At 66.7% G+C, this 11,133-nt stretch carries 8 protein-coding genes; 3 read left to right on the forward strand and 5 right to left on the reverse strand.

The genetic code is table 11. The features are described from left to right. Positions 1-170: 170 nt before the first annotated feature. The gene (locus tag KV110_RS28940) at positions 171-1,751 is read left to right on the forward strand and encodes a sensor histidine kinase (RefSeq protein WP_218470384.1); all 1,581 of its coding nucleotides are present in this window, start codon (positions 171-173) and stop codon (positions 1,749-1,751) included. Next, the gene (locus KV110_RS28945) at positions 1,748-2,431 is read left to right on the forward strand and encodes a response regulator (RefSeq protein WP_218470385.1); all 684 of its coding nucleotides are present in this window, start codon (positions 1,748-1,750) and stop codon (positions 2,429-2,431) included. Before KV110_RS28940 ends, KV110_RS28945 begins: the two co-directional genes overlap by 4 nt. Before the next feature lie 17 nt (positions 2,432-2,448). Here the strand turns inward: KV110_RS28945 and KV110_RS28950 are convergent, their stop codons facing one another. Beyond that, entirely contained in the window at positions 2,449-3,237 is a 789-nt protein-coding gene (locus KV110_RS28950; RefSeq protein WP_218479016.1) for an ABC transporter permease, read from the reverse strand. A gap of 389 nt (positions 3,238-3,626) precedes the next feature. Continuing rightward, positions 3,627-4,772 carry an acyl-CoA dehydrogenase family protein gene (locus KV110_RS28955; RefSeq protein WP_218470386.1) on the reverse strand — a complete coding sequence of 382 codons (1,146 nt, stop codon included), beginning with the start codon at positions 4,770-4,772 and terminating at the stop codon, positions 3,627-3,629. Positions 4,773-5,026: 254 nt separating this feature from the next. Between KV110_RS28955 and KV110_RS28960 the strand changes: the two genes are divergently transcribed. Further along, positions 5,027-7,021, forward strand: a complete 1,995-nt coding sequence (locus tag KV110_RS28960; RefSeq protein ID WP_218470387.1) for a glycosyltransferase family 39 protein — start codon at positions 5,027-5,029, stop codon at positions 7,019-7,021. A gap of 19 nt (positions 7,022-7,040) precedes the next feature. Here KV110_RS28960 and KV110_RS28965 read toward each other — a convergent pair whose 3' ends face one another. The 3 genes from KV110_RS28965 to dapF all read right to left on the reverse strand — a co-directional run bounded on the left by KV110_RS28965 (position 7,041) and on the right by dapF (position 11,122). Further along, positions 7,041-7,946, reverse strand: coding sequence for a lysophospholipid acyltransferase family protein (locus KV110_RS28965; RefSeq protein WP_218470388.1), 906 nt, complete (start codon positions 7,944-7,946; stop codon positions 7,041-7,043). Positions 7,947-8,564: 618 nt separating this feature from the next. Further along, entirely contained in the window at positions 8,565-10,022 is a 1,458-nt protein-coding gene (hflX, locus tag KV110_RS28970) for a GTPase HflX (RefSeq protein ID WP_246634795.1), read from the reverse strand. Between the two features lie 218 nt (positions 10,023-10,240). Beyond that, complete coding sequence (gene dapF, locus KV110_RS28975) at positions 10,241-11,122, reverse strand: diaminopimelate epimerase (RefSeq protein ID WP_218479018.1); 882 nt, start codon at positions 11,120-11,122, stop codon at positions 10,241-10,243. Positions 11,123-11,133 lie beyond the last annotated feature (11 nt).

Consider the following 11,133-nt stretch of genomic DNA (forward strand, 5'->3'; position numbering starts at 1 on the left):
TCATCTCGCATCGTTGAGCTGGCCGAATTGTGAGCTGGCCCACCCGGTTCTGTCAGCTTTGCGGCCGAAACGGTCGTTGTGGTCATAGAGTTCACGCTGAATGCGGCACGCGCTCAGCACGTTTCGGTGAGACTGGCGGCAGGCGATGGGCCAGGAGGTACGAGGTAGACGTGGGCAAGAAGGGCTCGCTGGCGCGTCAATTGCTGGCCCTGCAATTGCTGATCGTGCTCGTGCTGCTCGCCGCGGTCGCCGCGGTGGTGGTCGCGCAGGTGAGCGAGACGTTCCGGAACACCGAGTCGCGGCGGATGCTCGGCATCGCCGAGGATGTCGCCGCCAACCCGAGTCTGCGTGTGCTGCTGGGCGATCCGAAGCAACACCTACGGCTGGCGCCCTTCGCCGCAGCGGCGCAGGTGGCCTCCGGTGCCGATGTGGTGGCGATCGCCAGAGCCGACGGCAAGGTGCTCACCTCGCAGGACCCGGCCGAGATCAGCAGGCCACTGCGATTGGCCGGTTCGACAGTGACCGACGGCCGGGCCTGGGTCGGCGAGATCGACGGCTCGGTGATCGCGCACGTCCCGGTGATCGCACAGGAGCAGCACCGGCTGGTGGGTTACGTTGCGGCGCAAAAGAAACAGCCCGCCATGTGGCAGATCCTGGTCGAGTCGTTTCCCGGGCTGCTCAGCCTGCTGGGCATCGCGTCCGCCGTCGGTGTCGCCGGTTCGCTGTCGGTCGCCTGGTGGCTGAAACGACAGACCTTCGGGTTGGAGCCCGCCGAAATCACCGGGCTCGTCGAACACCGCGAGGCGATGTTGCACGGAATCCGGGAGGGCGTTGTCGGGTTGGATCAGCAGCAACGAATCACGTTGGTCAACGATCAGGCCAAGGCGCTGCTGACGCTCGGCGATGTGGTCGGGCGCAGCGTCTACGAGCTCGGGCTCAACGAGCGGATCCTCGACGTGTTCACCGGCAAAGCCGAGGGCGCCGACCTGATCGGACTGCGCCGCGGCAAGGTGCTGGTGATGAACAGGACCCCGATCCGGTGGGATCAGCACACGCTGGGTGCCGTTGTCACACTGCGTGATCGGACCGAACTGGTTCGGTTGCAAGATCAACTGACCGAGAATCGGAACACCGCGGACACGCTGCGTGCCCAGGCGCACGAGTTCAGCAACCGGCTGCACACCATCGCGGGACTGATCGAGCTCGGGGAATACGACGAGGTGCATCGCTATGTCGACCGGGTCAGTGCCAATCGCGACCAGTGGCAGGCTCGGGTGACCAGTAAGGTCGGCGATCCTGCGGTAGCCGCGCTGTTGATCGCCAAAGCCAGCCTCGCCGCCGAACAGGGGGTCGGCTTGCGGTTGGCCGAATCGAGTGAGCTTGGTGAGGTGGACACCGCTTTGTCCGCCGACATCGTCACGGTGCTCGGCAATCTCGTGGACAACGCGCTGGACGCGCTACCCGGTCCCGGTACGAGCACGGGGTGGATCGAGGTGGATCTGCGGCAGTCGGACGCCGCGGTGCACGTGGTGGTCCGCGACTCCGGTCCCGGCGTTGCCCCCGAGATCGCACAGGAAGTGTTCCGGCACGGCTTCACCACCAAAGCCGCCGAGGAAGGCGGCCAGCGCGGCCTCGGTTTGGCGATCACCCGGCAGGCCTGCGTCCGGCGCGGCGGCGTCGTCTCGGTGCACAACGCCGAGGGCGCGGTGTTCACGGCGACCCTGCCGATGGTCCCGGAGGGGCGTGGATGATTCGGGTACTCATCGTCGATGACGACTTCATGGTGGCGAAGGTGCACAGCGGGTACGTCTCGAAGACACCGGGTTTCGCCGTCGCGGGCGTGGCACGCACCGGTGCGGACGCGCTGCGCATGATCGGCGAACTACGTCCCGACCTGGTGCTGCTGGATATCTATCTGCCCGACATCGACGGGTTGTCGGTGCTGCGCGGTATCCGTGAAAGCGCCGAGGCGACCGACGTGGTGGTGATCAGTGCCGCCGACGACGTGGACACCATCCGCGCCGCCATGCGCGGTGGAGTGCTGCACTATCTGATCAAGCCGTTCACTTATGGCGCGCTCTATGACCAGCTCCAGCATTTCGCCGTACTGCACACCAAGCTCGGTGTGCTCTCGCGCGCCGCGCAATCGGACGTGGATCAGGTCTTCGCGGGTCGCCCGCGCGGCTCGGCGACGCTGCCGAAGGGCTTGACCGCGCAGACGGCGGAACTGGTTGCAGGCGTTCTGCGCGCGGCCGAATCGGATCTGTCCGCCCAGGAATGCGCCGACGCCGCCGCGCTGTCCCGGGTCAGTGCCCGTAGGTATCTCGAGCATTTCGCGGAGACCGACCGCGCCGAGGTGCGCTTGCGCTATGGCGGGACCGGGCGGCCCGAACGCCGGTATCGCTGGATCGCGGCCGACCCACGGCAGTAGCGACACCGACCTGATCGCTACCGGCTCACCGCCTTCTTGTACTGGCGGATCGCCAAGGGCACCGAGATCACCAGGATCAGCGCGCTCCAGAGCAAGGAGGCCGCGACCGGATGCTGCATCGGCCAGACGTCCGAGGCGGGCATTGATGGATGGGTGTTTCCGAACAGCACTCGGGAGGCCTGGACGACCGCTGATACCGGATTCCATTCGGCTATCACCCTCAGCACGGTGGGCAGCCGACTCGGATCCACGAAGGTATTCGCCACGAAGGTGGCCGGGAAGATGATCATGAATACCGCGTTGTTGTAGACCTCCGGTGTGCGGATCGCCAGCCCGACGATGGCCATGACCCAGGACAGCGCGTAGGCGAACAAGAGCAGGATCCCGAAGCCCGCGAGCGCTTCCAGCAGCGAGGTTCGTACTCGCCAGCCGACCAGTAGCCCGGTGAGCCCCATGACGACGAGGCTGATCACGTTGATGAAGACGTCGCTGACCGTTCGTCCGACGAGGACGGCCGAGGAGGACATCGGCAGGGATCGAAAACGGTCGATGATGCCCTTCTGGATGTCTTCGGCCATGCCGAGGCCGGTCCAGGTGCCGCCGAAGATCACTGTTTGCGCGAAGATGCCCGCGATCAAGAACTCCCGGTAGCTCATGCCCGGCATGTCGATCATGCTGCCGAGCACGAAGGCGAAGAGCAGCACGAACATGATCGGCGACAAGGTCGTGAATACCAGCAGGTCGGGCACCCGCTTGATCTTGATCAGGTTTCGTTTGGTGATCGTCACGCCATCGCTGACCGCCATGGTTATCGAGTTCAACGCCAACCTCCTTCGCTAGGGCTCAGTAGCTGAACATCAACGGCATATGCAGCGGCGGCGGTGCGCCGTCGGCCGCGTCGACAGTATCGCGGGTGCCACCGACAAATCCGCCGAATTAGCCACTGAAACGAAACACTGGTAAAAGCAGAATGAGCGCCCGGCGGCTTTCATCCGAGGGCATTCGCGAATGACAGCTGTGCCTTTCGAGCGATCTTGCTTTATCCGTAGGCGGCGATACTTAGAAGCACGGTTATCCGTCTTCGTGCAACGGCCGAGCCGGGATCCGCAGACAGTGAAATGGCGGTACCCCCTGAGGGATACCGCCATGGAACAGAACCGGTTTCGGACCGGACGGCCGCCGAAACCGCCTCCTATCAGGACAGTTTCAAGCTGCGCCCGATGATTTCCTTCATGATCTCGGTGGTGCCGCCGTAGATGGTCTGGACACGAGCGTCCATGTAAGCCTTGGCGATCGGGTATTCCTTCATGTAGCCGTAGCCTCCGTGCAGCTGGAGACAGCGGTCGATGAGCTCGACCTGCTCCTCGGTGCTCCACCACTTGGCCATCGCGGCGTCCTCGACGGAGAGCCTGCCCGCGTTGAGGTCTTCGATGAAGCGGTCGACCAGGACGCGGACGGCCGTGGTCTTGGTGGCCAGTTCGGCGAGGACGAAACGGGTGTTCTGGAAGGTGCCGATCGGCTTGCCGAAGGCCTTGCGGTCGCGCACGTACTGGATGGTCATGTCCAGGCACGCCTCCATCGCGGCGGCCGCCATCACGGCGATGGACAGGCGCTCCTGCGGCAGGTTCTGCATCAGGTGGATGAAGCCCGCACCCTCCTGGCCGAGCAGGTTGGCGGCGGGGACGCGCACGTCGGTGAAGCTCAGCTCCGCGGTGTCCTGCGCCTTCAGGCCGAGCTTGTCCAGGTTGCGACCGCGCTCGAAGCCGGGCATGCCGCGCTCGACGACGAGCAAGCTGAAGCCCATCGCGCCCTTATCGGGGTCGGTCTGCGCGACCACGATGACGATGTCGGAGTTGATGCCGTTGGTAATGAACGTCTTGGCGCCGTTGAGCACCCAGTCGTCACCGTCACGGACCGCGCGGGTCTTGATGCCCTGTAGGTCGGAACCGGTACCGGGCTCGGTCATCGCGATCGCGGTGATGATCTCACCGGCACAGAAGCCGGGCAGCCAGCGCTGCTTCTGCTCCTCGTTGGCCAGTTCCAGCAGATACGGTGCGATCACATCGTTGTGCAGCGCGAAACCGAGGCCGGAGTACTGGCCGCGGACCGACTCCTCGGCGACGATCGCGTTGTAGCGGAAATCCTTGACCCCGCCGCCGCCGTACTCCTCCGGCATGGCCATCCCGAGGAAGCCCTGCTTGCCGGCCTCGAGCCAGACCGAGCGGTCGACGATCCCCTGCTCTTCCCACTTCGCGTGGTTCGGTGCGACGTGCTGATCGAGAAACTTGCGGAACGACTCCCGGAACAAATCGTGTTCGGGTTCGAACAGTGTGCGCTCCACACCAACCTCCTAGTGACCACACGGGCCGGTCCACACCGACCGTCGTTGTCCCATACGGTACCCGGAACGAGAATCACAGTTCACTTCTGGGCTGGAATCGTTGCCTCACCAGGAGTGGTGCCAGCAGTCTCGGAAGAAGATCGAGATTCCTGACAAACCACACGGGCGCGGCGGTGTCCTCGACCACAGAATTTCGACGCGGTGTTAACCCGCTGTCCAACTTTTGGTGAACATCGGCATGCGACGGTTGGGCCATGGCGGCGACCCTCATCGCGACGGCTCCGACCGGCTCCGTTGCCTCTTCCCCCGGCTCAACAACCCTGCCACCGGCGCGTCCGGTGGAACGTCTCGGACTGGCAGTGCTGCTGCTCGGTACCGCGATCACGTACCTGTGGCACATCACCGTCAACGGGATGGCCAACAACTACTACGCGGGGGCGGCCTGGTCCGGGGCACAGAACTGGAAGGCACTGCTGTTCGGATCGCTCGACCCAGGCAACTTCATCACCGTCGACAAGCCACCGGTGTCCCAGTGGATCATGGGGCTGTCCGGGCAGCTGTTCGGGTTCAGCAGCGCGAGCATGCTGGTACCGCAGGCGCTGATGGCGGTCGGCGCGGTGGCGCTGTTGCACGCGGCGGTGACGCGCGCGACCGGCAGCCGAGGCGCCGGACTGCTCGCCGGTCTGGCGCTGGCGGCAACTCCGGTGGCGGCCATGATGTTTCGGTTCAATCACCCGGACGCGGTGCTGGTGCTGTTGATGACCGCGTCCGCCTACTGCACGATCAGGGCGCTGGAGCGGGCGAACGGGCGCTGGTTGATGCTGGCCGGTGTCGCGCTCGGGTTCGCGTTTCTGGCGAAGCTGCTCGAAGGGCTGATGGTGCTGCCGGCGCTGGCGCTCACCTACCTGATCGTCGCGCCTACCTCGTTGCGGAATCGGTTGTGGCACTTGGTCGGTGGCGCTTCGGCGCTGATCGTTTCGGCCGGCTGGTATGTGCTGCTCACTGCCGTCTGGCCGCCCTCGTCGCGGCCGTACCTGGCCGGGTCTTCGGACAACACGTTCATGGATTCGGTGCTGGGGTTCAACGGCTTCGGCCGGTTTCTCGGCCATACTCCCTCGGCCGGTCGGATCGATCTGCCGTCCGGTTACCAAGCGCCGCCAGGGCTGTTGCAGAGCTTCAATGATTTCGGGTCGCCGGGGCTCGGCCGACTGTTCACGGGTGAGAGCGGGTTCGAGATCTCGTGGTTGGTTCCTGCCGCGCTGTTGGCGTTCGTGCTGGTCCTCGCCTCGCGGTGGGGGTTGCCGCGCACCGATCCGATTCGTGGTGCGGCGCTGGTCTTCGGGCTGTGGCTGATCATCGTCGGCGGCGCGTTCAGTGCGATGGGGGCTATCGAGCACTCGTATTACACACTCGCGCTCGCACCCGCGGCGGCCGGGACGGTCGCCGTCGGCGTGCACGAGCTGTGGCTGCGGCGCGAGGAGGCGTTCGGCAAGCTCGGCGCCGCTGCTCTCGTTTTGACCATGGGGGTGTGGGCTTTCGTTGTGCTGCAACGGAATTCCGATTGGATGCCATGGCTGCGCTGGACGATCGCGGCGACCGCGGTAGTCGCCGCGTTCGGTCTGGTGATTACGGCGATACCGGCCACGGCTGCGTGGCGTACGGTGTGCGCTAGGGCGACAACGGTTTTGGTGGTCATCGGCGTGCTCGCTGGACTCGGCGGGTCGACCGCCTATGCGGCGGCGACGCTGCCTCAGGCGCACGGCGGGCGCAGTCCCGTTGTCGGTCCGGCCAAACCCGTGGAGACCGGGATCGCGGCTCTCATCCGGCGGCAGACGCAGAACTTCGCCGATGGTGGGGCGTTCACCAATCCGCAGCTCGTCACGATGCTGATGAACACGACGACCACCTGGTCGGCCGCGGTGGATCGGGGATCGATCGCCGCCGCACTGGAATTGGCCAGCCGCACACCGGTGATCGCGATCGGCGGGTTCGCTACGCAGGATCCGGTGCCGACGCTCGAGCAGTTCCAGGAGATCGTGGCCCGTCATCAACTGACCTATTACCTGGTGCAGGAGATGCAACTCCCCGCGTCATGGCGAGTGCCAGGGCAGCCCGGTACTGCGCCGCCGTCCGACAAGCCGTGGCAAGTGACCGGAAAGCCGGAGATCGCGGACTGGGTGTCGCACCACTACACCGCCACGCGTATCGGCAATATCGCGGTGTATGACTTACGGCCACAACCGAATTGACCTGCACCGTGCGCCACGGTCAGCGCTGGAGCCAGCCTCGCATGCGGCCGAGGAGGGTGCGGCCGGAGTCGCGGGCGCGTTCGGCGAAGAGGAATTTCAGTTCCTCCTCGAGGGCCTTGCGGACTACGTCGCGCAATTCCTTTGCGGCCGAGCCGAGGTCTTCCGCGTCGCGCCAGGGAGCCGGGTCGATCGGAGCACCCGCGGAGAAGTAGAAGCGTTCGGGGCGCGGGATGGCGGTGGGGCCGAGGCCGCGCAGCAGCGGGGGTGTCAGTTCGGGGTTGAGGCCGAGGGCTTCGACGGTCCAGCGCAGCGGGCGCAGCAGGGGGTGGTCGCCGTCGATCACGATGTCGTAGGCGTCGTCGACGCCGATCATCGCGATGGGCACGATCGGCGCGCCCGCTTCGATGGCCATGCGGGCGAAGCCGGTGCGGCCCTCCCATTTGAGGACGTACTTCTCGTTCTTGCGGCGCACCGCTTCTCGGCCGCCGCCGGGGAACACGATCACGGCGTCGCCGCGCTTCAGCAGGGCGAGGCAGTTGCCGCGGGTGCCGCGGACCGCGCCGTAGCGGTGCAGGAAGTGCCGCAGGCCGGGGACCGCGATCAGCACGTTCTCCGCGAGGCCGCGGATCAGGCGACCGCGGCGGCGCAGCACCTCGGGCAGCAGCAGCGGGGCGTCGATGCCGCCCATCAGGTTGTGGTTGCCGACGAGCAGGACGGGACCCTCGGCCGGAATGTTCTCCAGCCCGTAGAACCGTGGACTCGTCCAAGCCCGCAACGGCGCGAGCAGCGCCTCGATCACTCGAAGATCGCTGTCGGTCAGCGAAACCGCCAACGGCGCACCATCGCTGAGTTCTGGTTCGTCGAGCAGCAGAGCACCGGACGGCCGAACTCCGGAATCGGCCGAGCCAGAACGGTCGTGCGACATACATCCCTCCTGATGTCGACCCGAACGATACCGTAACGAAATCCACTGTGTCGCACCGAATGTGAGCCCAGCCACAGTCCAACCGGTCTGCTATCGGCCCCCGCCCCCGCACCCCACCGCCCAAAACCCCACCCTGCCTGCCGCGCACCAATTCTCCCCCCGCCCCCGAATTTGCTAGCAATTTCCGCCGCACCAAAACAATTCGCGCGCGACCATGTCTCGTATGCGCCAGACGGCTCACGACGGCTGCCCGTTGGGCGGCCCCACGTTTGGTCAGCGGGACATGACTCCCGGCAAAGTGCGAGTAAGCCCTCAGTGAAGTCCCACTCGCCCGATCACCTACTCGGGTAGGTGCCTCGCTGGGACATGGCTGCGGCGAAGTGCAAGTGAGCCCTCAGTGAAGTCCCGCTCGGCCGATTACCTACGCCGGTAGGCCCCTTGCTGGGGACATGCTGCGACAAAGTGCGAGTAAACCCTCGGTGGGGTCCCGGTCGGTGCCGATCAGCACTCCGGTCAGTGCTGATCACTACTCCCGGCCGACGCTGATCGCTACACCCGGCCGGTGCTGACCCCTACGCCCGGCCAGTGCTGACCCCTACACCCGGCCGGTGCTGACCTCTACTCCGGGCCGTGGCCGTTGGTTTCCGGCGCACCGGCGGTGCTTGCGTGGGCGTACTCCGAGAGGGCCGCGGCCAACGAGTGGGGGACGCGGGCGTGGACTCGGGTGCCGCCTTCCTCGTGGGTTGAGGCGATGATGCGGCCGTCGGCGTGGATTCGGGCGAGTAGGTCGCCGCGGCTGTACGGGAGCAGGACACTGACTTCTACGTCGAGGCCGCCGAGTACCTCGGCCAGGCGGTCGCGCAGGGCGTCGATGCCGAGGCCGGTGTGGGCGGAGACGAAGGCCGCGTCGGGGAGTTGGCCGCGCAGGCGGGTGAGCGCCATCGGGTCAAGTGCGTCGATCTTGTTGACCACCAGCAGTTCCGGCGGGGCGGCGGTGCCCTGCTCCTTGATCACGTCGGTGATCACCTCGCGGACCGCCTTGATCTGTTCGGCGGGCAGCGAGTCGGAGCCGTCGACCACGTGCAGTAGCAGGTCGGCGCCGGTCACTTCCTCCAGCGTCGACCGGAATGCCTCGACCAGCTGGGTCGGCAGGTGCCGGACGAAACCGACGGTGTCGGTGAACACGACTTCGCGGCCGTCGTCGAGATCGGCGCGGCGGGTGGTCGGGTCAAGGGTGGCGAACAGTGCGTCCTGTACCAGCAGTCCGGCGCCGGTCAGCGCGTTCATCAGGCTGGACTTGCCCGCGTTGGTGTAACCGACGATCGCGACCGACGGGATGCCGCTGGAATTGCGGCGGGCCCGCATGGTGTCGCGCGCGGTCTTCATCTCGCGGATCTCGCGGCGCAGCTTGGCCATCCGCTCCCGAATGCGGCGACGATCGGTTTCGATCTTCGTCTCACCGGGACCACGCAGACCCACACCGCCACCGTTGCCACCCGCGCGGCCACCGGCCTGGCGGGACATGGACTCACCCCAACCGCGCAGGCGCGGCAGCATGTATTCCATCTGGGCCAGCGCGACCTGCGCCTTGCCCTCGCGGGAGGTGGCGTGCTGGGCGAAGATGTCCAGGATCAGCGCGGTCCGGTCGATCACCTTAACCTTGACGACCTTCTCCAGCGCGGTCAGCTGCGCCGGGGTCAGTTCACCGTCGCAGATCACCGTGTCGGCTCCGGTTTCCAGCACAACGGCGCGCAGCTCGTCGGCCTTGCCCGAGCCGATGTAGGTGGCCGGGTCCGGCTTGTCCCGACGCTGGATGAGTCCTTCGAGCACCTCGGAGCCTGCGGTCTCGGCGAGCGCGGCCAGTTCGGTCATGCTCGCGTCGGCCTGCGCCGCGCTACCCGTGGTCCACACGCCGACCAGCACGACCCGTTCCAGGCGCAGCTGCCGGTACTCGACCTCGGTGATGTCGGTGAGCTCGGTGGACAGCCCGGCGACTCGGCGCAGCGAGCTGCGTTCGTCGAGCTGCATCTCGCCGACCGTCGGCTCGGCGGGGGTCCAGCCGCCGGACCGCTTCATCCGCGCGGCGTGCTCGGCGACCACATCGCCGGTCGCGGCGTCGTCGGTAGCCGTATCGTCGAGCTGGATGGCGTCATCGGCCGCCTCGGTGAAGTCGTCGGCCGGAGTGAATTCATACGTCTTTTTCGTCATACAAGGTCCATGGTCCCACGAGGTACCGACATAGCGCATCGGGATATTGCCCACGCCGTCCGCCGGTGTGTCGCGGGCCGGCGGTTTCAGCGGCTCTGCCACCAGCTCTCGGCGAGGGTGCCCGAGGCGACCAGCACCGAGGGGCCGCGCAGCCAGGCGGTGCCGTTGGCGAGCCGGACTGTGACCTCGCCGCCCGGAATCCGCACGCGCACCTCCCCGCTGTCGGTGGCGATCCGGAAACCGTCGCGGGCCAGTGCCGCCGCGGCCGCCGCGACGGTCCCGGTTCCGCAGGAACGGGTTTCGCCGACGCCGCGTTCGTAGACGCGCATGTCGACAGAGCGGTCGGCGTCGAGCGCGGTCACGATCTCCACATTGACGCCGTGCGGGAACAGGTCCGGGTCGTAGCCGGGCGGCACGGTGAGGTCGAGTTTGGCCAGCCCTTCCGCGGACAGGCCGGGATCGACGCAGGCCAGGTGTGGGTTGCCGACATCGATGCCGAGGCCGGAGTACCCCCACCCGGCCACGGTCGCGGTGGATTCGCCCAGTTCGCGCACGACACCCATCTCGGTGGTGACGTCACCGTCGACCGCGGTGGCGGCGTGCACGGTGGCCGGACGACCGCCCGCGCGGCTGCCGACGACGAATTCGTGCCTCGTCTCCAGGCCGGAAGCCACCAGGTAGTGCGCGAATACACGGGTGCCGTTCCCGCACATCTCGGCGATCGAGCCGTCGGCGTTGCGATAGTCCATGAACCAGTCGCTGTCGCGCACCCCGTCGGGGAGCTCGGCGAGCACGCCCGCGTCGCGCAACGCACCGGCCCGCGCCACCCTCAGCACACCGTCGGCGCCCAGTCCGCGCTGCCGGTCGCACAGCGCGCTGACCCGCTCGGCGGTCAGCTCCAGCCGAACCTCGAGATCCGGCAGCAGCACGAAGTCGTTCTCGGTGCCGTGGCCCTTGGTGAACGCGATGTCGGACACGT

It is taken from the genome of Nocardia iowensis (assembly GCF_019222765.1).
GTDB lineage: Bacteria > Actinomycetota > Actinomycetes > Mycobacteriales > Mycobacteriaceae > Nocardia > Nocardia iowensis.

Coding starts and splice junctions, on each gene's coding strand:
- KV110_RS28945 (WP_218470385.1), top strand. CDS start 1,748: ATGATTCGGGTACTCATCGTCGATGACGACTTCATGGTGGCGAAGGTG.
- hflX (WP_246634795.1), bottom strand. CDS start 10,022: ATGAAGCGGTCCGGCGGCTGGACCCCCGCCGAGCCGACGGTCGGCGAG.
- KV110_RS28965 (WP_218470388.1), bottom strand. CDS start 7,946: ATGTCGCACGACCGTTCTGGCTCGGCCGATTCCGGAGTTCGGCCGTCC.
- KV110_RS28950 (WP_218479016.1), bottom strand. CDS start 3,237: ATGGCGGTCAGCGATGGCGTGACGATCACCAAACGAAACCTGATCAAG.
- KV110_RS28960 (WP_218470387.1), top strand. CDS start 5,027: ATGGCGGCGACCCTCATCGCGACGGCTCCGACCGGCTCCGTTGCCTCT.